Genomic DNA, 24673 nt, shown 5'->3' on the forward strand with positions numbered 1-24673 from the left:
GGTTCACGCGGCGTGCGCGCCTCGCGGATCGGCGTTGAACGGACTACCTCTTAGGTCAGGCCGGGGCGTCGCCGTGGTCGGGGATTTCTAGCTGTACGCCGCCCTGGAGCGCGGACTGGTGCGCGTAGATGCCCGGGAGGGTGTAGCGGGCGGAGACCCAGGCGTTGATGGGCGGGAGGGTCTTGTCGGCGACGGCGCGGACGAAGTCGTCGGCGAGGAAGTGGTGGGAGCCTTCGTGACCGTTGTGCAGGCCATCGAACTCCTTCGGCAGGCGGGAGCGGTCGTGGACCGGGGAGAGACCGGAGCGGAACGCGTCGCGCAGCGCCGGGTCGACGTTCGCCAGGTCGGCGTCATCGCCGGTCGGCTTCGTCTCCATCAGGTGGCTGACGTCCTCGACGCCTTGCTTGTTCTGCCAGAGCGTCGTGGTGGCGAGCTGCTCGAAGCTGCCCTCGGTACCGAACACGCGCAGCCGCGACTCACGGATGTGCGACGGGTACCCGACGCGGCGCATCTCGTTCGTACGCATGATGCCGCCGTCGGCGAGCTTGAACAGCGCGGTCGCGTTCGAGAAGTCGTTGTCGAACTGGCTGACGTCCTTGTCGAAGACGCCGTCGCCGCGGTCGTCCTTGACGCCGATCGCCGACACGTGCGTGGCGTGCTGACCGGTCACCGAGAGAACGTTGCCGACGGCATGCGTCGGGTAGAGCAGCGGCGGGAACGACGCGGTCTTCTTCCAGTCGTCGCCGCCCGAGTACTGGTACGCGGCGTAGAACCCGAGGTCCATGTCGTGGACGTAGTCGCCCTCGGAGTAGAACAGCCGGCCGAACGCGCCCTCGGCGAGCTTCTGCCGGCAGTACACCGAGGACGGGTAGTAGAAGCTGGTCTCACCCATCATGTACGTGAGCCCGGTCTCCTTGACCAGCTCGATGATGCGGGCGATCTGGTCGGCCTCGATCGCCATCGGGACCGTCGAGTACACGTGCTTCCCGGCCTCGAGCGCCTTGATCGCCATCTCCCCGTGCAGCCAGCGCTGCGTGAAGATCGCGACCGCGTCCAGGTCCGACTCGAGCATCTCCTCGAACGACGCGTGCGTCACCTTGATGCCCTGCTTGGCCGCCATCTCCGCTGCCCGCTCCGGGATGACGTCGGTCAGCCGCACCTCGGACACGTCCGGGTGCGCCGACCACAACCGCAGGAACGAGGGGGCGAACTGGCCCGCTCCGACCACACCGATGCTGATTCCCATGCGGACCAGGCAATCACACATTTATGTTCCACGGAAGAACATATTCAGACGTTGGAACATGTGACTCCGCCGACACCACCGCCAACACGACCGCGAGCGCTTACGCGCGGACCAGTCCGACCGGGTCCTTTCCGGCCAGGAACGCCGCGACGGCCTCGGCCGCGATCGATCCGGCGCGGTGCGCGGTCTGCCGGGTCGCTCCGGCCAGGTGCGGGGTCATCACGATGTTCGGTGCGGTCAGCAGCCGCGAGCCTTCGGGCAGCGGCTCGGACGGGAAGACGTCGAACGCCGCGGCGCCGAGGTGCCCCGATTCCAGCGCGTCCACGGTCGCGTCGTAGTCGAGCAGACCGCCACGGGCGGTGTTCACGAGTACGGCGCCCCGTGGCATCGAGGCGATCTCCTCGGCGCCGATCATGCCGCGCGTCTGATCGGTCAGGCGCGCATGCAGGCTGACCACGTCCGAGCGCCGCAGCAACTCGTGTAGCTCGACGAGCTCGATGCCGTCCGGCGCCTGTTCGACGTACGGGTCCGACACGAGGACGTGAGCGCCGAACGCGAGCATCACCCGGGCGACCCGTTGACCGATCGCGCCGTACCCGACCAGGCCGACGGTCGACCCATCGAGCTCGCCGCCGCATTCGTCGTACGCGTAGAGGTCGGAGCGCCACTCGCCCTGCTCGAGCGTTCGTTGCAGCCGCGGAAGGTTGCGCAGGGCACCCATCATCAACGCGACCGCGTGCTCGGCGGCGGCGACCGCGTTACGCCCGGGCGTCGACGCGACGGCGATCCCGCGCCGGGCGGCAGCGGCCACGTTGACGTTCACCGGTCCGCCGCGGCAGACGACCAGGTACCGCAGGTCGGGCGCGGCGGCCAGGACGCGTTCGGTGAACGGCCCCATCTGGGTGACCGCGAGCTCCACACCGGCCAGCGCCTCGATCAGCTGCTCCTCCGCGTCGCTCGCCTCGTCCACCTCGGCCACCCGCCCGTACGGCGTCAGCGGCCACGGCAACGTGACCTCGCGGAACTCGAACGCGACGTCCGGGATCCCGCCCAGCGCGGCGGCCAGCTGTTCGTTCCGGACGAAGTGGTCGCCGGCGAGCAGGGTCCTGACGGTTCTCATCGATCTCCAGAGAAGGTAGGTGCCGGGTCGGACCAGCGCGGGCGGGCCGCCTCGATCCGGCACAGGTAGTGGGCGTATCCGTCGGCGTAGAACGCGGCGCGCGCCGGATCCGGGTCGACCTGGCGGGTCTCGGCGATCCATTCCGGGCCGGCGCTGTCCCGGTCGACCGCGCGCCGGGCGCAGATCACGGCGCCGCGAGCGGCGACCTGTTCGGCCTCGGCGGTGTGCAGCGGCGCATTCAGTACGTCGGCGAGGATCTGCGTCCACTCGCTGCTTCGGGCCCCACCGCCGCACACCGTCACGCGCCCGGTCCAGCCGGCCGCTTCGAGACAGTGGCGGGCCGCGTACGCGATGCCTTCACAGGTCGCGCGAACCAAGTCCGCGGTCGTCGTCGAGAGCGAAAGTCCGTCGATGGTGCCGCGCGCTCTCGTGTCGACGAATGGCGCGCGCTCGCCCGCCTCCGACAGGTAGGGCAGTACGGTCACGCCGGCCGCGCCGGGCTGGCTGTCCTGGAGGAGCGCCGGGAGCTGATCGGTGGTCACACCAACGAGAGCGAGTACGCGATCGAGCGCCGCCGTACCGACCATGGCCGGCATCGCGCGCAACCAGACGCCGGGCGTCCAAGTCCCGAGGAACAACCCCGCAGGCTCACCGTCGACAGGCAGTTCACGGGTGACGACTTGGCACGCCAACGTCGTACCGACAGTAAGAAGCGCGTCTCCCGGATCGGTCACTCCCGCGCCGGCCGCAGCGGCGGGCAGGTCGTACGGTCCGGCAGACACCCTGGTCCCGGGGGCCAAGCCGGTCGAGTCGTCACGCAACTCGCCAACCGGCCCACCCCCCGCAACCGGCGCCAACAGGTGACGCACCTCGGACAGCCCCGTCGCCGCCAGCGCCTCCGCGTCGTAGTCCCCGGTCCTGGGATCAAGAAACGGCGCCGATGCGTCCGAGACATCCGTCGCGCGTACTCCGGTCAACGCCTGCATCACCACGTCCTTGCAGTACGCCGCCGTACCGGCCCGATCGATCACCTCAGGCTCTTCCGCCCGTACTGCGGCCAGCAGCGGTCCCGACGCACCAGGAAACATCCGGTTGCCCGATCGCCGGAACACGCGCTCGGCGACACCGTCCGACGTCCAGCGCTCGAGGATCGGGCTCGACCGCGCGTCCAGCCACGAGATCGCCGGGCGGACCGGCGTACCCTCGTCGTCGACCAGCCAGAGGCCGTCACCTTGCGCGGTGATCGCCAGCACGCCGGGCCGGTTCCCGACCGCGCCGGCCAGCTCCTGGACGACCTCGTTGACCGAGGCAACTATCTCTTCGGTCTCGTGCTCGAATCGCCCGGTACTGCGATGAACCAGGCGCGTCGGCCGGGAGGCCTCGGCCAGTGGGCGGCCGTCGGCGTCGAAGGCGACCGCCTTGGTCACGGTGGTGCCGACGTCTACCCCAACGTCCATAAGCCCCCTCCTAGAGTTCGGCGACCTCCACGGTCGCGCCGTGGTCGCGCAGCGGTTCGATCAGGTCCTTCGGGGTCTTCTCGTCGACCACGACGATGTCGAAGTCGGTCAGCGGTGCGAGCCGGTGCAGGGCCGTCCGCTGCAACTTGCCGTGGTCGACCAACAGCACCTTGGTCTTGGCGGACCGCAGCATCGCGCGCTTCACCAGGACGATCTCCTCCTCCTGGTGGAACGCGTGCGTCGGCGACACCGCGGACACCGAGCAGAACAGCAGGTCGGTGTGCAACGCCTCGACCGCCTCCGCGCACGGCATCCCGCCGAACGAGTCATGGGTCGCGGAGTAGATCCCGCCGAGTGCCAGCAGCGTGATGTCGCGGAGCTGCGCGAGCTTGGTGATCGCGGGCAGGAAGTTCGTTGCCACGGTTAACGGTGTGATGTCCTCGAACAGGTCGACCAGCGCCAGCGCACTGGTCGAGTCGTCGAGCATCACCGACATCCCGGGCTCGATCATCGTCCGGGCATGCCGGGCGATCGCGAGCTTCTCGGCGTGCGCGGTGTTCAGCCGGTACGCGACGTTGCTCTCGAACACGCTGGTCGGCTGCGCGCTGACGCCGCCGCGGTACTTGCGGACCACGCCCTGCCGTTCGAGCTCGTCCAGGTCGCGGTGCACGGTCATCACGCTCACGCCGAACGCCTCGACCAGGTCGTTCGCCGAGACCGAGCCGTTCTTCACGACGTACGCCGCGATCTCGGCCTGCCGGCGCGCGGGACGGCTCAGCTCGGTCGTATCGCCGTCGAGATCCGATGTCATGCCAGGGTCTCCAAACGCAGAGCAGGAATGTTGTACGCCTCGAGACCCACTGTGCCGTCCTGCCACCGGAAGCGCACCAGCGCCGCGGGACCGAGTGCAGGTAGCAGTCTGCGGTAGTCGTTCAGCCGCAGTCCCAGCACCCTGCACACGAGCAACCGGATCAGCGTGTTGTGGGCGACCGCGAACACCTTCTGCCCCTGGTGCTGCCGGCCGATCTCGTCGAAAACCTCGTGCACCCGATCGGCCGCATCGGCCGGATCCTCGCCGCCCGGGAAGTGGTCCCGCACCGGGTCCAGCTCGAACGCCTTGGCGACCGCGGGCGGCAGTTCGCTCAGCATCTTTCCCTCGGCGGACCCGAAGTCGACCTCCCGCAGCCGCGCGTCGACGGTCGGCTCGGTTTTCAGGGCTTCCGCGATCGGCGCGATGGTCTGGCGGGCCCGGAGCATCGGCGAACACCAGAGCGCGTCCGGTGCATAGTCGAGGGCCCACTCCTTCAACTGTTGGGCCTGCTGTACGCCGACCTCGTCGATCGGCAGATCCGTGGAACCGGTGTATCGGTTGCCGTGATGCCATTCGGTCCGGCCGTGGCGGGCCAGCACGATCGTCGTCCTCATGACCGGTACCCCCGGCGGTCGAGCTCCGCGACGAAGTCGCCGTACAGGTCGTCGAGTCGTTCGCCGCGTGGCTCCAGTACGCGGCCTACCCGCACCATGCGTCGGGCCGTACCAGTGAGGTCGTGCCCACCGGACGCGGCGAGCACAGCCATGCCGTACGCCGGATCCGGCACGGCCGGGAGGTCTACCGGTACGCCGAGAACGTCGGCGCGCAACTGATTCCAGTAACCGCTGCGGGTCGCGCCGCCGGTGAGCGAGACCGAGCGGACCGGGTCGGCGCCGAGCTTCTCCAGGTGTTCGAACGCGAGCCGCTCGATGAACGCGACGCCTTGGAGCACGGCCGCATACATGTGCAGGTCGTCCGGGGTGCTGCCGAGGGTGAAGCGCTCGGCCTGCGGTGCGACGAACGGGAACCGCTCGCCGGTCTTGGTGAGCGGGTAGACGACCGCGTTGACCGGGTGCGCAGCGTGATCCAGGGCGTCGAGGTCGGCGCCGGGCAGGAGTTCGGTGAGTACGCCGGCGCCCGTACTGGACGCGCCGCCGGGGAGCCAGCCGCCGTCGGGGTGGCGGTGGCTGTAGACAGCGCCGGTGGGGTCGGTGATGAGGTCGGCGCTGACGCCCTTGAGGACGAGCGTCGTACCGAGGACCGAGTTCCATGCGCCGGGGGCGAGCGCGCCGGCGGCGATCTGCGCGGCGCAGCCGTCGGTCATGCCTGCGTAGACGGGGACGCCGTACGGCGTGCGACCGAGTTCGGTGCCGGGGCGGACGACCTCGGGGAAGGCGTCGAGCGGCAGGCCGAGCTTGTCGAACGCGGCCGCGGGCCAGGCCTCGGCGATCAGGTCGTACCCAGTCTTGAGGGCGTGGCTGGTGTCGGTCGCGACCGGGTGGCCGACGAGGTGCGCGGCGACGAAGTCGGCACTGTGGACGATCCGGCGGTCGGTCAGGTCCAGGTCGAGGATCTTCGGCAGCGCCCAGGTGGGCTGCATGCTCGTCGCCCAGCGGTCCGGGTCGGCGTCCACGATCTGGTCGCGACGGGCGGCCGCGCGGGCGTCGTCGTACATCAGAGCCGGGGTGACCGGGCGGCCGTCGCGGTCGGTGAGGAGAAAGGTGCCGGAGGTGGAGCAGATCGCAATGCCGTCCACGCTGGTGCCGACCCTGCGGCTGATGCCGACCCCACGGCTGATGCCGTCCGCGCCACTGGTGCCGACCTCGCGGCCGATGCCGTCCACGCCGCTAACGCCGACCTCGGCGAGGACTGCGTCGACTGCGGTCAGCCACTCCCGCGGATCCTGCTCGTGCCGGACGCCGTCGCGCCAGCTCGCCAGCGGGCGAGCGGCCCGGGCCAGCACCGAGCCGTTGGCATCGGCCAGCACAGCCCGCACACTCTGCGTGCCGAGATCGAGCCCGATCCAGCCCACGTATCGCCTCCCAGGTAGCTGTTATCTACGCTGATAACATAACACCAGAACGCGATAACTCCCCACCACACCTCTGACCGAAGACGGCCACAACCCGCCCCCGGAACACCGAAGCACACGCGGCGCTGGAGCGCGGGGCGCTGGAGTGCGGGAATGCGCGGCGCGGGAGCCGCGAACCAGGAGCACGGGAGTGCGCGAGCACGCGCCGGTGGAGCGCTGGAGCACGCGGCGCTGGAGTGCGGGAGCGCGCGCCGAAGTACGGGTTGGTCAGGAGTGCATTAGGAGGAGGCCGGGGTCGACTGTTGCCAGTTCTAGGCGGCCGGCGTCTACTGCGCCGTAGGCGCCGATTGGGCCGCTGGTGTGGCGGCCGTTGCGGTTCAGCCAGAACCGCCAGCCTTTCGGCGCCGCGGGCCAGGCGGGATCCGGCTGCCAGCCGACCGGCGGGCGCCAGGTGTCGCTGGGCGGTTCGGGCCAGTCAGGCGGGGTGTTGAACTTGTGCACGAGCAGCTCCCTCCGAATTTCACGCGATCCGCTGCCTACCTGACGAATCAACGATCCGCCGCGCCGAACGTCACGGACAAATCTTCGTAAAGTTTCATCCGCGCTAAGCCCACATCCCAGCACCGAAACACCCCACCGGCAAGCGCTCTCTCACTCCCCGGACTGCACGTGCATCGGCACTTGAACCTGTTGCCCCATCCACAGGTTGTCCACAGCAATCACCTGGATATCCACAGCTTTCGTCCACAGGTGAGCCGAGTGTGGTCGCATTGTTGCCCACAGCTACTCGCAGGCAACACCGTCCCCGTCACGATCCAGATGCGAGGCATAACCAGGCTGCCCTCGGTACAGCGGCGCCTTTCCAGCGGCGCGGACGGCCGCACAGTTCGCGTAGTAGGTGCTGTCCGACGGCTCGCTCGTCTTCGGCGCCGTACTCTGCGTCCTCTGCACCAACGGCACCGGCTCGGTCGTCTTGGTAGTCGTCCGCGGAGCGGGAACCGTGACAGTCCGCGCCGGAAGCGGCGCCTGCGTCACGGTCGTTGTCGGCCCAGGCACGGTCTGCTGCACGGTGATGGCTGGCCCGGCGACCGTCACCGTGGTAGTCGGTCCGGGAACGGTGACCGTCGCCCCTGGCGCAGATGCTGCCGGAGTGTTGCCACCAGCGATCGCAGCCAGAATCACGACGAACGCGCCCGCGCCCACCGCCCACGCGGCGATCAGTTTGGTCGGCGACTCAGCGCCGTACCGCCCACTCGGCCCGCGCGTCCGCCTGCCCCGGGCGTCCAGCCAGAACGCCCATCCAGCCGGCGCCGCCGGCCACGACGGGTCCGGCTTCCAGCCGGGTGGTGGTTGCCATCCCGGGGCCGGCGGTGCCGGCCAGCCCGGTGGCGAGTTGAAAGTTGCCATGGTGAGTTCCCCCCTCGGGGGTTACATCCAGTCACCGTGGCTCTGTGTTACAGAGCGTTCGATCGCGCATGTACTCGGTGGTGATCGAAGCGCCCCGGGCGTGCGGGCTAGGCGACCTGCGCGCGGGTCTCGCTGAGGCGGCAGGGTTTTGCGCCGGGGGACTCAAGGGCGGCGAGCTGGGTGCAGGCGAGGGCGATGGCCTCGGCCTGCGTCGCGCAGTCGGCGTACCAGAACGGGTCGTCCGGCTGCCGGTCCTCGGCGTCGTCGATGTCGGCGTACCAGCAGTCGTGCCGGTAATGCACGACCCGCACCTTGAGCTTCATGCCGGGTAAGACGCCGGTTCTCGTTCGCAGGTTCCTGGGTTTCGACCCAGGTCGAATAGCTCCACACCCGGAACCCCGCGTTTTAGCGTCTCGTCGTACCCGGCATCAGGTTCGACCAAGCGACGAAGGAGATTCTCATGGCCAGGGAACCGAAGGAACCGCGGGCGGTACGTAGGGCTCGGGAAGCGCTCGGCCAGGCTTACGAGCGGCAGGACGACACGGCAGCCAACGGCGCGGAGATGCGGCGCTTTCTGCGCGGAACCGCGCAGGCCCACCAGGCAGTTCGTTCCGAGAACCAGGCCAACAAGTCCGCTGCGAAGAACGTCAAGCGGGCCGAGGCAGCGGTGGGCAAGGCCGTCCAGAAGGCGCAGGAGAAGGCCGCGAAGAAGAACCGCGGGCGGTAGACCTGGGTTCGCCGAGTGGCGGACCGTTCGGTTCTCGTCGCAATGGTTTACAACGATGGTAAAGCGACGGTACAACCGAAGTGAGACTGGTCCGCCCCCAGGTTTCCCGAGGTGTGTCATGCGATTCTTTCGTGCCGCCGTATCCGTCCTTCTGCTGCTCGGTGTGCTGACGCCGGCCGCATCAGCCGCCGAATTCCGGGAGAAAGCTGTGACGTCGCAGACGTTCCGGAACCCGGTGAACCCGTCGGCTGATCCGTCGATGATGTTCTACAACGGGAAGTACTACGTCGCGACCACCCGCGGCGACCGGATCGGGATCTGGTCGTCCACCAGCCTCGCGACCCTGCTTGTGCAACCCGAGCAGGTGGTGTGGCGGGACACGGACCCGAGTCGCAACACCCAGATGTGGGCACCGGCGTTCCGCCACGTCGGTGGCCGTTGGTACGTCTACTACACGGCCTCGGACGGTGTGGACGCCAACCACCGGATGTACGTCCTCGAGTCGGCCGGTGACGATCCGCTCGGGCCGTACAGCTTCAAGGCGAAGATCGCCGACTTCGGCGAGTACGCGATCGACGGCGAGCCGTTCACGATCAACGGCCAGCAGTACTTCGTCTGGACCGGCCCGGGCCGTGGTCAGGGCGGACCGGCGCAGCTGTACATCATCCGGATGAGCAACCCGTGGACGTCGGTCGGCGGCCGCGTCGCGATCCCGGCCGACGGCGGGTGCAGCGAGGTACGTGAAGGGCCGACTCCGTTGTACGGCGCGACGCGTACGTACCTGACGTACTCGACGTGCGACACCGGGAAGCCCGACTACCAGCTGTGGATGAAGAGCATCGCGAACGGCGCCGACCCGATGGTCGCGTCGAACTGGGTGCAGCACGCCGGGCCGATCTTCTCCCGCAACGACGACACCGGCGTGTGGGGTCCCGGGCACCACTCGTTCTTCAAGTCGCCCGACGGCACCGAGGACTGGATCGCGTACCACGGGAAGAACACCAGCGTGTACACGTATTCGTTCCGCACCACCCGGGTCCAGAAGATCACCTGGAACGCGGACGGTACACCGAACCTCGGCCGCCCGCTCGCCGCCGGCGCGACCCAGAACCTGCCGTCCGGCGACCCCGGTTCGTCGAACTACTGGATCAACGACACCGACGCCGCCGTCGCGTACACCGGTGCGTGGAGCTCAGGATCCGGCTGCGGCAACCAGTGCTTCTGGGGCAACGACCACTGGAGCTGGGATCCGAACGCGACCGCCACCATCAGCTTCACCGGCACCCAGGTAGCCCTCCTCAGCGTCGCCGACACCGGCAACGGCATCGCCGCCATCTCCGTCGACGGCGGACCCGAGCAGACCGTCGACTACTACAGCTCGATCCGCGTCGGCGAACAACTCATGTACATCAGCCCGACCCTGCCGCCCGGCCCGCACACCGTCCGGGTGCGCGTGACCGGCAACAAGAACCCGTCATCGACCAGCGCAGTCATCAGCCTGGACCGCGTCGAGGTCTACTAGACGATCAGGTACGGCGTACCGAAAGCCCGTCGACCTGGTAGATCTGGCCGGACGTCCGCGTGGTCAGCAGGACGGACCCGGTCAGGAAGGTCGTCGGCACCGGCAGCGGGATGATCGCCTGGTACTCGGTGGTGGCCTTGTACAGGTTCACCGCGCCGACGTACTTGCCGTTGTAGTACACGTTCAGTCCGCCGCAGGTGACGCACTTCGTCGCGATCAGGAACAGTCGCTTGGCCTGGACGCTGCGCGAGACGGAGATGCCCTTCGCGGTGGTCGCAGTCGCGGTGCCCAGGTAGTACGCGCGGTTCGAGGCGCGGACCCAGCCCTTCGCCGCGCCCATCAGGCGGTCGTCCGAGGGCCGGGAGAAGCACTTGTCGGCGGTCCAGCCCGAGAGGTTGCCGGCAACGTCGCGTGCCCGGACAGAGACGCAGTACTCGTAGCCCGCCGCAAGACCGATCGCCACCGACGTGGCCGTCGTACCGGCCTTGACCGCGGCATAGGCGCCGAAGTTCCCCGCTGTCGGCGCGATCCGCCACCTGACGTCGTACGACGCGACGCCGTTGTCATCCGTGCCTGCATAGGTCACATTCGCCGTCGCGGCCTTGGTGACGTCGAACGTCGGCCCGGTCACCTTGACGGTCGGCGTGGTGGTGTCGACCGTCAGCCAGCGAACGGCCTCGGTGCCGCGTCCTCCGTCCTCGACACCCCAGATGCGCAGTACGTGCAGGCCGGCGGCCACACCGGTCCGCTGGAAAGGCGATGCCGGGCACGGCGCGGTCTTCACGCCGTCGAACTCGCAGCTCACGTAGGGATTGACCAGTCCGGTCGTGTCGAAGGGCAGCGACAGGTTCGGCCCCACCACAGCCGCGGTCGGCTTGATCGTGAGCCGCGGACCCTGCCAGACGGCCGACTCGACCGTCTCGCCTGCCGGCGGCACGAACAGCTCCCCGTTCACGTACGGCCGTCCGTCGTTGACCGGCACCTGTTGGAGGGTGCTGCTCCCGGTGTCGGTTCGGCGGGCGACGAGCAGGAGGTTGGACCTCGCCCAGCTGATCGAGTCGCCGCTCGTGCCGTAAGGGGACGCCGGTACGGCAGTTCCGCCGGCCACCGGAATCACGTTCACCGAGGTGTTCTTGAAGTAAGCGATCCACAGACCGTCCGGTGACGCGACCGGGTGCTGGGCCAACTCGGTGCCGGTGTACGTGGTGAGGACCGTACCGCCCACCGTTGCCCGGACACGTTGCAGCTTTCCCGTCGCCTGGTCCTTGACGATCAGGGTCTGGTTGTCGGGCAGCCATGACGGCGCGGCCAGGTTGCAGCCGATCTGGATCGGCGTGCCGCCGGTCGCGCCGATGATCTCGACACAGGAGGTTCCGCTCTGCTCGCGTTCGAAGGCGATCCTCGTGCCGTCCGGTGACCAGGACTTGACCGTGATCCCGCTCGAGCCGTCGAGGATCTTCACCGGCTGCGCATGCGGGACGACCGCCGAGACCGTCCACAGGCTCGCCTGCCCCTGCGAGAAGACGACCTGCCGTCCGTCGGCCGACGCCGCGATGGCCTTGTCGACCTCCTGCGTCGGACCGGAGGTGGCGAGCGGAATCACCTGGGTCGCCCCCTGGACGGCGATCTGGCCGAGGAACGTACGGGTGACGCCGTCGGTCGTCACGGTGTGCGCGACGGTGACGGCATCGGTCGGCGCGGCGACTGGTGCACCCGGCACCGTGTCGGCCGGGCCGGGAGTGCTGGCCGGTCCCTCGCCGTCGGCGTCCACCGCGGCCACCGAGTACGTCGCACCCGGGATCCGCTCGGTGTCCTGCCAGTTCAGCTTGGTCGGCGGCACCGGGTACGTGGACTCGGTCCCGTTCACGATGCGGTGGACGACGAAGCCGGTGAGGCCGGTACCTTCGTCGGCCGGGAGACCCCAGGCCAGGTCGATACCGGTGAACGTGCCCTTCACCCGCACACCGGACGGCACCGAGGGCACGGCCGCAGCCTGCTCACCCGATGCCATGGCCGGCGCCGCCACGGTCAGAATCAGCGCCGACAGCGCCACCGGCGCGGCCGAACGCAGAAGAACGCTACGCAAAGGAACCCCCAGAGTCAGAATGGGCGAACCGATGCGCACCCGCTGATGTATCGAGCCAGACGCCCCCGCGTTACATCAAACGAATGTCTTGACGATCGTGCGGCCGTTGATCAGCAGGAAGTGGCCGTCGTTGCGGATCTGTACGACGGTGCCTCGTCTGTAGGTTGCGAATTCCCAGACGCAGTCGTTGGCCTTGTTGAAGGTGCAGAAGGAGCCGTTCGGATCGATGTTCGCGTACGCCTCCGGTCCCGCGTTCTTGCCGGTTCTCCACAGGACGGTCGTGCCGTTCTTCCGGAACACCATGTCGCCGCTGGTCAGCACCCGCAGCGAGTAGACCTGGTCCAGCGAGTACAACGTAACGTCGCGGCCGAGCGCGTCCGGCGCGCGCAGGATGGCGCCCACCATCAGCGTGCCGATCACCATGTGCCGGTTCCAGACTGCCTTGCCGCGGGTGTTGTAGATCGCCAGCAGCCCGGTGTTCGGCAGTACCAGCTTCGCGTTCGGGCTGGCCGCGCCCATCGACCAGATCTGCGTACGGCCCCAGATGATCCGCATCGTGCCGTCTGCCGCCATCACCAGCACGGACCCCGGCCGGTACGTGCCGGATTCCCACAGCGGTTGCGTCACGCCACGCTGGAGCAGCGTCACGTTCCCGCTGCGCTGCATGGTCAGCGTGAAGACGCCGCTCGCCGACTTGATCGACTGCAGCGCCATCAACTTCTGACCCGGTAGCAGGGTGTCCGGCACTGCCACCGTTTTCGCCTCGGCCGGTGCGCTTCCGGCCAGTACCGCCCCGCCCAGTAGCGTCCCGACGGCCAGGACCCCGGCCAACAGTCGACGTACCATCAATGCCCCCCTTGGTTCGATTGAGTGCTCAGTGTCCTGGACGGGGAGGTCATCCCTTCAATCCGGAGGCGAAGCCGCGGATCACGTAGCGCTGCAGGACGAGGAAGAGCAGCAGGATCGGGAGCGCGGCGAGGATCAGGCCAGCGGCGACCAGGCCGTAGTTCGACGTGTATTGGTTGACGAAGGCAAACACCCGGACGGGGACCGTCTCGTGGCCGGAGCCGCCGAGGTAGAGGAGCGGGGTGAAGAAGTCGTTCCAGATCTGTACGGCGTTGAGGATCAGTACCGTACCGGTGATCGGACGGAGCAGCGGGAAGATCACGTGCGCGAACGCCTGCAGGTGCGACGCCCCGTCGATCAGGGCCGCGTTCGTGTAGTCGGCCGGGAGCGAGCGGATGAAGCCGGTGTAGAGGAAGACGGTGAACGGCAGCTGGATCCCGGTGTAGAAGATGATCATGCCCTGGTACGTCCCGAGCAGGCCGAGGTGGTCGACGAGCTGGTACAGCGGGATCATCCCGAGCTGGAACGGCAGGATGATGCCGACCAGGAACAGGATGTAGAGGCTGTAGCTCAGGCGGGTCGCCGTACGGGCCAGGAAGTACGCCGCCAGCGAGCCGAGCGCGATCAGGAGCAACACGCTCACGACGGTGATCAGCGTACTGTTCAGCAAGGCCGAACCTAGCCCGGCCTCACGCCACGCCTCGCCGAAACTGCCGACGCTCGGCGGCGACGGCAACGACAACGGCCGGTTCGCGATCTGCTGCGGATCCTTGAACGCCAGCGTCACCAGTACGTACACCGGGAAGAGAAAGGCGATCGCGACCACGATCATCACGACCTCGAGCAGGAACGTCCGCGGACGGTACTTCACGCCGTCGTCTCCCTCGACCTCAGGTACCCGATCTGGATGAACGACACCGCCGCGACGAAGATCGCCAGGACCAGCGCGACCGCCGTGCTGTAGCCGAACTTCCCGTACACGAAGGCCTGCTTGTACAGCACGGTCGACAACGTGTCGGTGGCATATCCGGGGCCGCCGTTCGTCATCGCGATGATCTGCGTGAACAGCGTCAGCCCACCCACCGTCGACAGCATCACGTTGATCGTCACGGCCGGCGCGAGCAACGGCCAGGTGATGTGCCGGAACCGCGCGACCGTACCCGCGCCGTCCACCATCGCGGACTCGTGCAACTCGGCCGGTACGCCTTCGAGCCCGGCCAGGAAGATCACCATCGAGTACCCGGCGCACTGCCAGATCACCGTGAACGCGACGGACCACAACGCGATCGATGGGTTCCCCAACCAGTCCTGCCGCAACGATCCGAGACCCAACGCGCCGAGCGCGGCGTTCAGCCCCGCATCCGGCGCCGGGTTGTACACGAACTTCCAGAGGAACGCGACCATCACCGGACTGACCACAACGGGCGCGAAGAACACCAACCGCAACACCAGCCGGCTCTTGATCCGCGTATGCACACCGAGCGCCAGCAACAGCCCGATCCCGTTCTGAACCACCACGATCGCGACCGTCAGCAACAACGTGTTCCGCAACGCCCCCAGCGCCTGGTCGTCCTGGAACAACGCCTTGAAGTTGGCCACACCAACAAACGACTTGGCATTCCCCACCCCCGACCAGTCGGTGAACGCCGACCCCGCGCCCGCAATGCTCGGATACAGAACCACCACCGCATAAACCACAACCGCCGGCACCGCAAACCACCACGGCGGCACAATCCCCCCGCGCCGCCGGGTCCGCTTGGCCGCTACCTGTACCTCAACCACTGAAGCCGTCATGCGCCCTTCTTATAGGCGTCGTCCATCTTTTTGAGGGCGTCCTGGACTGTGGTTTTGCCGCCGAGGAGTTGTTGTACGACGGCGAAATGAGTGGGTTGTACTTCGGCGTTGGGCCAGCGTTGGTCCATGAAGGGGACGGCCTTGTTCGCCTTCAGGAGCGGGAGGAACGAGGTGAGGGCGGCGTCGACCTTTGCGTCGCCGTACAGGGGGACGCAGGAGACGGCTTCGGCCCAGGTGTTCAGGTTTTCCTGCTGGCCGCAGTAGTCGAGGAAGGATTTCGCGTGGTCGGATTTCTTGGATTTCGCGCTGACCGCGATACCGACGACGACACCGGCCGGGATCCAGTTGTCGGCGGCAACGTCCGTGGCCGGGAACGGGAACATCGACAGGTCGTCCGGCGTCGTCGCCGCGGCACGGAACGCGGAGAGTACGGCCGAGACCTGGACGGCCATGCCGGCCTTGCCGGTCGCCACCATCGAGGTCGCCTGCTCGTACGTCGTACCGTTCGGGTTGTCGTTGAAGAAACCCTTCTTCTGCAACTCGAGGTACTTGTTCATCGCGTCGACCCAGCCGGAGTCCGCGAACGACGCCTGGCCCGCGGCCATCTTGTCGTCGAAGTCCGGCGTCTTGGAGTAGACCGTGCCCGGGACCAGCGCGTACGGGATCAGCTGGGTGATCCACGGCGTCTGCGCGCCGAGGGCGATCGGCGTGATGCCCTTCTTCTTCAGCTTGTCGCAGACCTCGAGCAACTCCGACCACGTGGTCGGCGGCTGCACGCCCGCGGTCGCGAACGCCTTCTTGTTGTAGATCGCGCCGAGCATGCTGGAGCCGGGCGAGAAGATGTACGTCTTGCCGTCGTTCTGGAACGCGCCCTTGAATCCGGCCGGGACCTTCTGCGTCCACGACTGGCTGCTCAGGTCGGTGAGCAGCCCAGCCTTACTGAGCTGAGCCATCGACATCGCGCTGCCGTTGCCGGGGTAGACGACGTGTACGTCGGGAGCGTTGCCGCCGCCGAGCTGCGTACGGAGTGCGGTCTGCACCTGGTCCGCCGGCGCGAACGACAGGTTGAAGTCGAAGCCGGAGTGCGAACTCTTGTACGAGTCCAGCACCTTGCGCAGGCCGGCCTCCTGGTCGCCGACGCCGATCACCTTCAACGTGCCGCCGGACGAGGAGCCACTGCCGCTGCTACCACCGCAGGCCGCGAGGGTGCCGGCCGCGGCGGCGCTGAGGGTCGCACCGCCGGCCAACTGCAGGAGCCGCCTTCGGCTTAGAGACCGATCGAGTGCCATGGTTCCTCCTGAGATACCGGCGAAGCGTGTGAAGTAATCGCTAGATCGTGTTACTTTTGTCACGCGGGACGCTACGGTCGGGCCGGGAGGGTGTCAAGACCTCGTTGAAAGGATTCAGTCGATACCGGTGTGAAAACGACTGCGGCGGGGGGCGCAGCGGTTTGGGTGAGTGCCTCGATCGCCTGAGAAGATGGGCCACGTGCCCGTGACCGCCTCCCCGCATCCGGCCGGTACGACCTCCGTCGCGCCCGGCTGCTCTGCCACGCCACGGCACCTGGCCACACGACAGCACGCAGGCTCGCGGCAACACCCGGCCACGCGGCAGCACCCGAGCACGCGGCGGCAGGCAGGCGCGCGGCCCTGCATCTCGACGTGTGGAGCGGTGCGGGCGTGAGACGAGTTCTCCTGGTCGGCCTGCTCTTGCTGGCCTTGGCTCTCGGCGTCGGCGGCGGCTACTACGCCGGCGACTACCTGGGCAACCCCGAACCGGCCACAGCCGGCTCCGCGGACCCGTTGGGCGAGGTCTCCCCCTCCCCCACGCCGTCCCAGACCCCGACCGAACCCCCACTCCCGGTGAAGACCCCGGTCCCGAGCAACCTGGACCCGCTCCAGCCCGGTTTGGACTACACGAACCGCACCTTCACCGTCCACCCCGAGCCCGACCAGCCGGTGCAGCTCTCGATCCAGATCCCCCAGGGCTGGAACATCAGCCGGGACCCGAGGCGCCCCGACGAGGTCAAGTTCCTCGACGACCTCAGGCAACGTGCGGTCCGCGTGCAGTCCGTCCCCCAGGCCGAGCAGCTCACCCCGGCAGCGGCGATGGCCCAGCTGATCATCGACCTGAAGAAGAGCCAGGCCCCGGAGAACGACGTACAGGTCCAGTCACACACCACCGACGTCATCACCGGCGACGACGGCGAAACCCGTACGGTCGCAACGCTGGTCTACACCTACATTCCCGGCACCACCCTCCGCTACGTGATCGTCCGCTGGATCGCGATCAACGGCCAACTGGCCAACATCTCGATGAGCATCTCCGGCATCCCCGCCGATGTTCCCGCCCTCGACGAGATCCTCCAGAGGACGTCGGCCTCGGTGAGGGAAACCGGCTGACCCGCTTTCACGGAATTGTTACCTCGCCGGTGCAACCTGAGCGGCGGCTGAGGTGTCTTTTGTTAGGGAGACCTGGGGAGGTGGGGCATGGCGAGGAGTGTCACCAGGCGTGCGATTCTCGGCGCCGGGTTGCTGACGCTTGCCGGCGTGGGCGGCGCAGGTGGGTACGGCGCCGGCCTGTTCCTGACCGCCGAGCCCAGCCTGGCCGGTACGGCGTCCCCACTGCCGATGGGGTCGACCAGTACGTCGCCGTCGCCGAGTCCGACACCGGCCCCGCGCAAGGTGACGTACGACAATTCGCCGGCGCTGAAGGCAGCTGACCTGAGCTACCGGACCCAGACCTTCGACGTGAAGGCCGTGCTGAAGTCGAGGATCACGGTACGTGTCCCGGACGACTGGGGTTTCACGCAGCAGGATCCGCCGACGACCGGACGGTTCACGGATCCCACCGGCAAGCGGTGGGTCCGGATCGAAGGCGGCTTCACGATCAAGCGCGCACCGGTCGTTTCGATGCAGGCCAGGCTCACCCAACTGAGTCGCCTGTCGGCCGACCAGATGTTCCACCTGCTCTCGACGCAGGTGGACAAGGACTACGCCACGATCACCTACACCTACGTGCCGCCGGTGGAGCAGTCACCGGACGGCGTCCTGCGGTACGTCATCGTGCGGTGGGTTGCCAATGAGACTGGGAATTGTGCGGTGGAGATGAGTTCTACCGGGCTTCCGCAGGATCAGGATGCGTTGATGGATGTGTTGGAGCACGCCACCAAGAGCGTTCAGCGGCGGGACAGCCCGTTGAACTCGTAGTCCAGTTGCTTTCGGCCCTCGTCCGAGAGGTACACAGCTCGTTGGTGGGGGCGGCGGCGGAGCCACTGGCGGTTGAGGAGGGCCGTGGTGGTTGCTGCGCCGAGTTGGCCGGCCAGGTGGTGGCGTTGTTCGCTCCAGTCGACGCAGAACCTCAGGAGCGGGCGGCGGGTCGGTTGGGCCGCCAGGTCTACACCCAGGGCGGCGAAAACCGTTGTGGCGTTGGGGCCTAGTTCGTAGGGACCGTCTGGGAGTTGTTGGGCCAGGGGGTCTTCGGGGCGGCGCTCGGTGCCCGTGAGGCCGTCTGTTCGGATCAGGGCTCCGCGGCGTACCAGGCCTTCGAGTAGCGCTACGCCTAGGCGTCCGGCCAGGTGGTCGTAGCAGGTGCGCGCTTCGCGGAGGGCCGCGGCTCGGGTGCTCTGGCGGAGGGACGTGATGGGCTGCGGTTTCGCCAGGCGGGCCAGGGCTTCCACGGCGGCAGCTACCTCCGGTCCGGCGAGACCGTAGTACCTGTGGCGTCCGGAGCGTTCGACGGTCACCAGTCCGCCGTCCAGGAGCTTGTGGAGGTGCGCGCTGACGGTCTGCGGAGACACGCCCGCTTCTGAGGCCAGTAGTGAAGCAGGTAGGGATCGGCCGTCGGCCAGCGCCATCAGGACCTTCGCGCGGGCAGGCTCGGCCATGAGTGCTGCTACGCGTGCTACGTCCGCGTCTCCGTCCATACCTCCATGCTTGCACCGGCACACTTCCATGAGCGCCGAAGTGTTCCGATGGGAGCTTGGAGGACATGCTCCTTGCACTGCTGTGTGTCGGCATCTTCCTGATCCAACTGGATGTGACCGTCGTCACCGTCGCTCTGCCGACGATCCGGATCGACCTGACGACCAGCCTTGCAGGACAACAGTGGGTCGTGGCGGCGTACATGATCGCTCTTGCCGTTCTGCTACTCCCGTCCGGAGCGCTGGGAGACCGCATCGGTCACAGACGCGTACTGCTCACAGGACTTGCTGTCTTCGGCGGTGCTTCTCTCGCCTGCGGTTCGGCGCCCACGATCGACCTACTGGCCGCTCCGAGAGCAGTGCAAGGCATCGGCGCCGCACTGCTCCTGCCAGGCACGCTGGCGGTCATAACCGACCTGTACGTCGACAGCGCCGCAAGAGCACGCGCTGTGGGTATCTGGTCAGGTGCCGGCGCGCTCGCGTTGCCGTCCGGTCCGCTGCTAGGCGGTGCGCTCGTGGCAGGCCTCGGCTGGCGGGCCGTGTTCCTGATCAACCTGCCGATCATCGCCGTAGCACTCCCCCTCGCGTGGCGACTCGTCCCGCGACGCCAGGCCCATCAAGAACGTCCCAAAACCAGACTGCGAATCGGCAAGGACTTCGTCAGCGCCAACGTGGTCGCAGGCCTGATGAACTTCGTCGGCCTCGGCACGGTGCTCGTACTGACGCTCTACTTGCAGGAACACCTGTCCCAGAAGGCGTTCCGGGCCGGCCTGGAACTCATCCCGCTGTTCCTCCCACTAGCCGTACTCGGACCCGTCTCCGGCCGCATCACCGCCCGCTACGGTCCGCGCCTCCCGATGTCGATCGGACTGACCCTCGGTGTTGTCGGCTCGCTGTTTCTACTACAAGTCAACGACCACAGCGGCTACACAGCCGTCGTACCAGTCCAACTGGGCCTCGGTATCGGCATGGGCTTCCTCACAGCTGCTGTAGTGCACGCGGCCATCGCTTCACTCCCAACCGAACGCGCGGGCTTCGCCAGTGGCGTCAACAACACCAGTCGCCAGGCTGTGGGTGCGCTAGGCATCGGTGTGTACGGCGCTGTGCTCGGCCACTCGCACAGCTTCGTCAGCGGGCTTCACGTCCTCGCCTGGCTGGGAGGCGGTCTGTGGACCGTTGCCCTGGGCATGACCTGGCTGACCGTGCAGGGACGTCAGTCGGCCGGCCAGATGGTACGGAAGATGGTGGAGCGGAGCCGGTAGAACGTCCGGCGGACAGACTGGATCAGCGCCGGCGACGGCCGGAGCCGTTCGGTCGGGAGACGCATGGGGGACTTCCTAGGGGGTGTATTGCACCGTGTCAGCGATCTCGGTGGCACGAACCGAGTCGGAACCCGGTACGACCACCTGGACCAGAAGCGAGCCGCCGTCCCCGTGATCGACGACTCGTTGGAGCAGCACGATATCCGCACCGAAGCAGCCACTGGAAACCCGGTCGGTGACTGTCTGTTCACCGATCGCATGCGGAAGTGGTCCGCCGGGGTTGGCGCACTGCTTGCTGTCCGGCAGCGCCAGCTTGGTGCTGGCGACGCCGATGAACACACCTGGCGTCTTGCCCGACCAGTCCCCGTCCTCGCTGACCCGGTACGCGGGAGCAGTCGCGTTGGTCCCCGGGACGGTCCAGTTCGACGCGACCCGGGACTGCGCCCACGCCTCGGGCAGCTCGACCCGGAAGCCGCCCTGGCCGACCGGGACCAGTTTGTGGCCGGCCAGGTACCAGTGGCCGCCGTACCCGATTCCACCGCCGACAACCAGCGCCAGCAAGGCAGCGACCACCCAGCGGCCGGTACGGCGCTTCTTCTTCACAGGTACCGCGGGAGCGGGGGCGGGCTGCGCCGCGACCGGCTCCGGCTCGGCGGCGGGCGCCTTGGCGGGGCCGGCCTCGACCGTTTCCGCCGACCCCGACGCCTGGTCGGAGGACTTCACGATCGTCGGCTGGTTCTCGTCACTCAGCGCGGTCTTCTCGTCGTCCGAATCGTCCGAGCCGTCCGAGCCGTCCGAGCCGTCCGTCTCGCCGGAACCGACGTGGATCGTTTCACGGGCCGGGAAGTCGCGGGTGTTCTCGTCCAGTGCGCCGACGAGTTGCCTGGTGAACGACTGAACGTCCGGCCAGCGCTTGTCCCGGTCCGGGTCGAGCGCGCGGACGATCGCCGCGTCCACCTGTTCGGGCAGCTCGAACCCGAGCGAGCTCGGCGGCGGCGCCACCTGGACCCGGCCGGCCGCGCCGAGTCCGTCGACCTGGTGCGGCGACCGCCCGGTGATCGCGGCGTACGCAACGGCGCCCAGCGAGTACTGGTCGGCGCGCTGGTCGAGCCGTTCGCCCAGCGCCTGCTCGGGAGCGACGTACGACGGGGTGCCGCCTGGCATGGTGATCCGCGACACCTCGTCGAGCGACTTACCCAGGCCGAGGTCGGACAGCACGGCCCGCTCGCCGTCGTCCGTACTGCGGAACAGCACGTTGGCCGGTTTCACGTCGCGGTGCAGCAGCCCGCGGCGGTGCAGCGCCTGCAGGCCGCGGCCGACCTGGACGACCACGTCGACGGCCTCGGGCAGCTCCAGCGGCTTCTGCTTCAGGCGGTCGGCCAGCGTGCCGCGGTCGGCGTACGTGAGTACGAGGAACGGCCGGCCGTCCTCGAGTTCGCCGACGTCGTGGACCTGGACGACGTGCTCGGACTCGACCCGGCGCAGGAACCGGCCCTCCTCGAGGAACCGTTTCCGGACCGAGTCGTCGTGGGCCCAGTTGTCGGCCAGCACCTTGATCGCGACCTCGGCGTCGAGCTGCTCGTCATGAGCCAGCCACACCGTCGCGAAACCGCCTGAACCCAGGCGCCGGCGCACGACGTACCGACCGAGTCTGGTTGGGACCCCCATACAAGGCATTATGGAGTATTGGAGTGTCCCTTACCGGGGCCCATGGAGAGCAAAGGCGCAGATGAGCGAGAGCACCAGCCCGACCGACGACCTCGCCGCCCTGGCGGAGGCGGCGCAGGCGGGCGACAAGAACGCGATGGACGACCTGCTCCGGCAGGTGCATCCGCGCGTCCTGCGGATCTGCCGGAGCGTCCTGCCGTACTCCGCCGACGCGGAGGACGCGGCGCAGGAGGCCCTGCTGAACATCGCGACCAAGATCAACACGTACTCCGGTCGCAGCAGCTTCTCCACCTGGGTGCACTCCGTCGCGGCCAACTCCGCCCGCTCGACGTACCGCAAGCTGAAGCGCTCCGCGCAGGCCGCCCATAACCCGGAGCAGATGGAGAAGCCGGACCCACGCACCACGAGCGTGATCGCCGGCACCCGCCTGGACCTCCTGGAAGCCCTCGAGACCCTCGAGCGGGACCGCCCGCAGATGGTCACCCCGCTGGTACTGCGGGACGTCTACGGCCTGTCGTACGAGGAGATCGCCGCCGAGGTCGGCGCCCCGCTCGGCACCGTCAAGTCCCGGATCCACGACGCCCGCGAGGTCGTCCGGCCCCTGCTCCGCCCGAAGGACTGAACCGCCTCCAGAGCTGAGATCCACACTGGTCCAGGCATACTCTCCGGGTTATGCCCGGAGCAGCCTGGAAGATGGTCTCCCGTTCCGGGCGGTCGTGTGCTCAGATGGTGGGCATGAAGAAGCTCATCAACGACCCTGCCGATGTTGTGAGTGAAGCGCTGCGCGGGATGGCGGCGGCGCACCCGGACCGGCTCCGGGTAGACCTGGAGAACCGGATCGTCTACCGCAAGGACGCCCCTCGCTCGGGGAAGGTCGGATTGATCTCCGGCGGTGGCTCCGGGCACGAGCCGATGCACGGCGGGTTCGTCGGGGCCGGGATGCTGGACGCAGCCTGCGCCGGCGAGGTGTTCACCTCCCCGGTGCCGGACCAGATGATGGCCGCGACCAAGGCCGTCGACGCGGGTGCCGGCGTACTGCACATCGTGAAGAACTACACCGGCGACGTGATGAACTTCGAGATGGCCGCCGAACTGGCCGCGGCCGACGCCGGGACCGAGGTCCTGTCGGTGGTGACGAACGACGACGTCGCCGTCCAGGACAGCCTGTACACGGCCGGCCGCCGCGGCGTCGGTGTGACCGTACTGCTGGAGAAGATCGTCGGCGCCGCCGCCGAGGAAGGACGCTCGCTGCAGGCGGTCGCCGACCTCGCCAAGCGCGTGAACGACAACGGCCGGAGCATGGGGATGGCGCTCACGTCGTGCACGGTCCCGGCCGCGGGCAAGCCGACGTTCGACCTCGCCGAGAACGAGATGGAAGTCGGTATCGGCATCCACGGCGAGCCCGGCCGGCAACGGCTGCCGCTGGCCCCGGCGCGCGAGATCGCCGAGCTGCTGGTCGATCCGGTGGTGTCCGATCTTCCTTATCAGCAAGGCGATTCGGTGATCGCGTTCGTGAACGGCATGGGCGGTACGCCGCTGATCGAGCTGTACCTGATGTACAACGAGGTCGCCCAGCTCCTCGACCGCGCCGGCATCACCGTCGCCCGCTCGCTGGTCGGCAACTACATCACCTCGCTGGAGATGGCCGGCTGCTCGGTCACCCTGCTGAAGGTGGACGACGAACTGGTACGTCTCTGGGACGCCCCGGTAAACACCCCCGGCCTACGCTGGGGCGCTTGAGCATGGGAGTCGATTCCTTCGTCAACTGGCTGCGTGACGCCGCTCAGAGCCTGCACGAGAACGCGGCGTACCTCACCGAGCTGGACTCGGCGATCGGGGATGCCGATCACGGCGCGAACATGGACCGTGGATTCCGCGCGATCGTGGAGCAGCTGGACGGGACGTCGTTCGCCTCGGCCGACGAGCTGTTGAAGAAGGCCGGGATGACGCTGGTCAGCAAGGTCGGTGGGGCGAGCGGGCCGCTGTACGGGACGTTCTTCCTCCGGTTCGGATCCGCGCTGGCCGGGGTCGATCCGATGCCCGAGACGATCGGCAAGGCGCTGCACGCCGGGGTCGAGGGCGTACTGGCCCGCGGCAAGGCCGAGCTCGGGGACAAGACGATGTACGACGCCTGGGCGCCGGCGCTCACGGCGTACGACGATGCGGTCGCGGGCGGAGCGGATCTCGGTACGGCGCTGACCGCCGCGGCGGAGGCGGCCGCGAAGGGACGGGACGCGACCATCCCGCTGGTCGCCCGGAAGGGACGGGCGAGCTACCTGGGTGAGCGGAGCGCCGGTCACCAGGATCCCGGCGCGACCAGTACGACGCTGCTCTTGGAGTCCGCGGCGCGAACGCTGACATGATCGGGATCGTGGTGGTGTCGCACAGCCGCGCGCTGGCTGATGCGGCGGTCGGGCTGGCCGCGGAGATGGTTGCCGAGGACAAGCGACCGGTGATCGCCGTCGCCGCCGGGCTGGACGCAACGACGTTCGGGACCGATGCGATGGCGGTCTCCGAGGCGCTCGGTGTCGCGGACAGTCCGGACGGGGTGCTGGTGCTGCTCGACCTCGGGTCGGCGGTGCTGAGCGCTGAGATGGCGCTGGAGTTCGTGGATCCCGAGGTTGCTTCGCGGGTGCGGTTGACCAGCGCGCCGCTGGTTGAGGGACTGGTCGCGGCTGTTGTCACCGCCGCTACCGGTGCGTCGTTGGATGCGGTTGCCGCCGAGGCGGCGCGGGGGCTGGTTGGTAAGCAGGACCACCTTGGGGACGCCGAG

General features: G+C 68.1%; 24 protein-coding genes and 1 pseudogene. 9 read left to right on the plus strand and 16 right to left on the minus strand.

Features of this window, described 5'->3' with window-relative positions; genetic code table 11:
- Positions 1–55: 55 nt before the first annotated feature.
- From ACZ5BU_RS07890 to ACZ5BU_RS07930, 9 genes are all read right to left on the minus strand, one after another.
- Entirely contained in the window at positions 56–1246 is a 1191-nt protein-coding gene (locus tag ACZ5BU_RS07890) for a Gfo/Idh/MocA family protein (protein ID WP_465696469.1), read from the minus strand.
- Positions 1247–1346: 100 nt separating this feature from the next.
- The gene (locus ACZ5BU_RS07895) at positions 1347–2366 is read right to left on the minus strand and encodes a 2-hydroxyacid dehydrogenase (protein ID WP_465696471.1); all 1020 of its coding nucleotides are present in this window, start codon (positions 2364–2366) and stop codon (positions 1347–1349) included.
- Positions 2363–3823, minus strand: a complete 1461-nt coding sequence (locus ACZ5BU_RS07900) for an FGGY family carbohydrate kinase (RefSeq protein ID WP_465696472.1) — start codon at positions 3821–3823, stop codon at positions 2363–2365. The genes ACZ5BU_RS07895 and ACZ5BU_RS07900 overlap by 4 nt, the downstream gene beginning before the upstream one ends.
- Before the next feature lie 10 nt (positions 3824–3833).
- On the minus strand, positions 3834–4634 hold the full coding sequence (locus tag ACZ5BU_RS07905; protein ID WP_465696474.1) for a DeoR/GlpR family DNA-binding transcription regulator: 801 nt from the start codon (positions 4632–4634) through the stop codon (positions 3834–3836).
- Positions 4631–5248, minus strand: a complete 618-nt coding sequence (locus ACZ5BU_RS07910; protein ID WP_465696475.1) for a histidine phosphatase family protein — start codon at positions 5246–5248, stop codon at positions 4631–4633. The genes ACZ5BU_RS07905 and ACZ5BU_RS07910 overlap by 4 nt, the downstream gene beginning before the upstream one ends.
- Positions 5245–6666 (minus strand): FGGY-family carbohydrate kinase, encoded by a 1422-nt coding sequence (locus tag ACZ5BU_RS07915; RefSeq protein ID WP_465696477.1) that lies wholly within the window; start codon positions 6664–6666, stop codon positions 5245–5247. The genes ACZ5BU_RS07910 and ACZ5BU_RS07915 overlap by 4 nt, the downstream gene beginning before the upstream one ends.
- A 267-nt stretch (positions 6667–6933) precedes the next feature.
- Positions 6934–7167 (minus strand): hypothetical protein, encoded by a 234-nt coding sequence (locus ACZ5BU_RS07920; protein ID WP_465696479.1) that lies wholly within the window; start codon positions 7165–7167, stop codon positions 6934–6936.
- A 282-nt stretch (positions 7168–7449) separates the two neighbouring features.
- Positions 7450–8073 carry an excalibur calcium-binding domain-containing protein gene (locus ACZ5BU_RS07925; protein ID WP_465696481.1) on the minus strand — a complete coding sequence of 208 codons (624 nt, stop codon included), beginning with the start codon at positions 8071–8073 and terminating at the stop codon, positions 7450–7452.
- A gap of 107 nt (positions 8074–8180) precedes the next feature.
- On the minus strand, positions 8181–8396 hold the full coding sequence (locus tag ACZ5BU_RS07930; RefSeq protein WP_465696483.1) for a hypothetical protein: 216 nt from the start codon (positions 8394–8396) through the stop codon (positions 8181–8183).
- Between the two features lie 137 nt (positions 8397–8533).
- Between ACZ5BU_RS07930 and ACZ5BU_RS07935 the strand changes: the two genes are divergently transcribed.
- Together ACZ5BU_RS07935 and ACZ5BU_RS07940 are read left to right on the plus strand one after the other, a co-directional pair.
- Positions 8534–8800, plus strand: coding sequence for a hypothetical protein (locus ACZ5BU_RS07935; protein ID WP_465696485.1), 267 nt, complete (start codon positions 8534–8536; stop codon positions 8798–8800).
- Between the two features lie 118 nt (positions 8801–8918).
- Positions 8919–10322: a family 43 glycosylhydrolase gene (locus tag ACZ5BU_RS07940; protein WP_465696486.1), complete on the plus strand. Its 1404-nt coding sequence runs from the start codon at positions 8919–8921 to the stop codon at positions 10320–10322.
- 4 nt (positions 10323–10326) lie between these two features.
- Here the strand turns inward: ACZ5BU_RS07940 and ACZ5BU_RS07945 are convergent, their stop codons facing one another.
- From ACZ5BU_RS07945 to ACZ5BU_RS07965, 5 genes are all read right to left on the minus strand, one after another.
- A complete protein-coding gene (locus tag ACZ5BU_RS07945) occupies positions 10327–12408 on the minus strand; it encodes a hypothetical protein (RefSeq protein WP_465696488.1) in 2082 nt (693 codons plus the stop codon).
- 75 nt (positions 12409–12483) lie between these two features.
- Entirely contained in the window at positions 12484–13254 is a 771-nt protein-coding gene (locus ACZ5BU_RS07950) for a hypothetical protein (protein WP_465696489.1), read from the minus strand.
- A gap of 49 nt (positions 13255–13303) precedes the next feature.
- Positions 13304–14125, minus strand: a complete 822-nt coding sequence (locus ACZ5BU_RS07955; protein ID WP_465696490.1) for a carbohydrate ABC transporter permease — start codon at positions 14123–14125, stop codon at positions 13304–13306.
- Positions 14122–15048 (minus strand): carbohydrate ABC transporter permease, encoded by a 927-nt coding sequence (locus ACZ5BU_RS07960; RefSeq protein ID WP_465696492.1) that lies wholly within the window; start codon positions 15046–15048, stop codon positions 14122–14124. Before ACZ5BU_RS07960 ends, ACZ5BU_RS07955 begins: the two co-directional genes overlap by 4 nt.
- Positions 15045–16337, minus strand: a complete 1293-nt coding sequence (locus ACZ5BU_RS07965; protein ID WP_465696494.1) for an ABC transporter substrate-binding protein — start codon at positions 16335–16337, stop codon at positions 15045–15047. Before ACZ5BU_RS07965 ends, ACZ5BU_RS07960 begins: the two co-directional genes overlap by 4 nt.
- A gap of 390 nt (positions 16338–16727) precedes the next feature.
- Here ACZ5BU_RS07965 and ACZ5BU_RS07970 point away from each other — a divergent pair, with 390 nt between their 5' ends.
- Positions 16728–17450 (plus strand): hypothetical protein, encoded by a 723-nt coding sequence (locus ACZ5BU_RS07970; protein WP_465696496.1) that lies wholly within the window; start codon positions 16728–16730, stop codon positions 17448–17450.
- 87 nt (positions 17451–17537) lie between these two features.
- Complete coding sequence (locus tag ACZ5BU_RS07975; protein ID WP_465696497.1) at positions 17538–18257, plus strand: hypothetical protein; 720 nt, start codon at positions 17538–17540, stop codon at positions 18255–18257.
- On the opposite strand, the gene ACZ5BU_RS07980 is transcribed toward ACZ5BU_RS07975, so the two are convergent.
- Positions 18227–18973, minus strand: coding sequence for an ArsR/SmtB family transcription factor (locus ACZ5BU_RS07980; protein ID WP_465696499.1), 747 nt, complete (start codon positions 18971–18973; stop codon positions 18227–18229). The two genes, ACZ5BU_RS07975 and ACZ5BU_RS07980, sit on opposite strands and share 31 nt — an antisense overlap.
- A gap of 65 nt (positions 18974–19038) precedes the next feature.
- On the opposite strand from ACZ5BU_RS07980, the gene ACZ5BU_RS07985 reads away from it, so the two are divergent.
- A complete protein-coding gene (locus tag ACZ5BU_RS07985; RefSeq protein WP_465696500.1) occupies positions 19039–20232 on the plus strand; it encodes an MFS transporter in 1194 nt (397 codons plus the stop codon).
- A gap of 75 nt (positions 20233–20307) precedes the next feature.
- On the opposite strand, the gene ACZ5BU_RS07990 is transcribed toward ACZ5BU_RS07985, so the two are convergent.
- The gene (locus ACZ5BU_RS07990) at positions 20308–21900 is read right to left on the minus strand and encodes a serine/threonine-protein kinase (protein WP_465696502.1); all 1593 of its coding nucleotides are present in this window, start codon (positions 21898–21900) and stop codon (positions 20308–20310) included.
- A 61-nt stretch (positions 21901–21961) separates the two neighbouring features.
- On the opposite strand from ACZ5BU_RS07990, the gene ACZ5BU_RS07995 reads away from it, so the two are divergent.
- The 4 genes and pseudogenes from ACZ5BU_RS07995 to dhaM form a co-directional block, all read left to right on the plus strand.
- Complete coding sequence (locus tag ACZ5BU_RS07995; RefSeq protein WP_465696504.1) at positions 21962–22522, plus strand: RNA polymerase sigma factor; 561 nt, start codon at positions 21962–21964, stop codon at positions 22520–22522.
- A 113-nt stretch (positions 22523–22635) separates the two neighbouring features.
- On the plus strand, positions 22636–23640 hold the full coding sequence (gene dhaK / locus ACZ5BU_RS08000) for a dihydroxyacetone kinase subunit DhaK (RefSeq protein ID WP_465696506.1): 1005 nt from the start codon (positions 22636–22638) through the stop codon (positions 23638–23640).
- Positions 23641–23642: 2 nt separating this feature from the next.
- Complete coding sequence (gene dhaL / locus ACZ5BU_RS08005) at positions 23643–24263, plus strand: dihydroxyacetone kinase subunit DhaL (RefSeq protein WP_465696728.1); 621 nt, start codon at positions 23643–23645, stop codon at positions 24261–24263.
- Positions 24260–24667: pseudogene (dhaM, locus tag ACZ5BU_RS08010) on the plus strand (dihydroxyacetone kinase phosphoryl donor subunit DhaM); the annotation flags it as partial. The gene dhaL and the pseudogene dhaM, both read left to right, overlap by 4 nt.
- Positions 24668–24673 lie beyond the last annotated feature (6 nt).

Source organism: Kribbella sp. NPDC031520 (assembly GCF_055580825.1).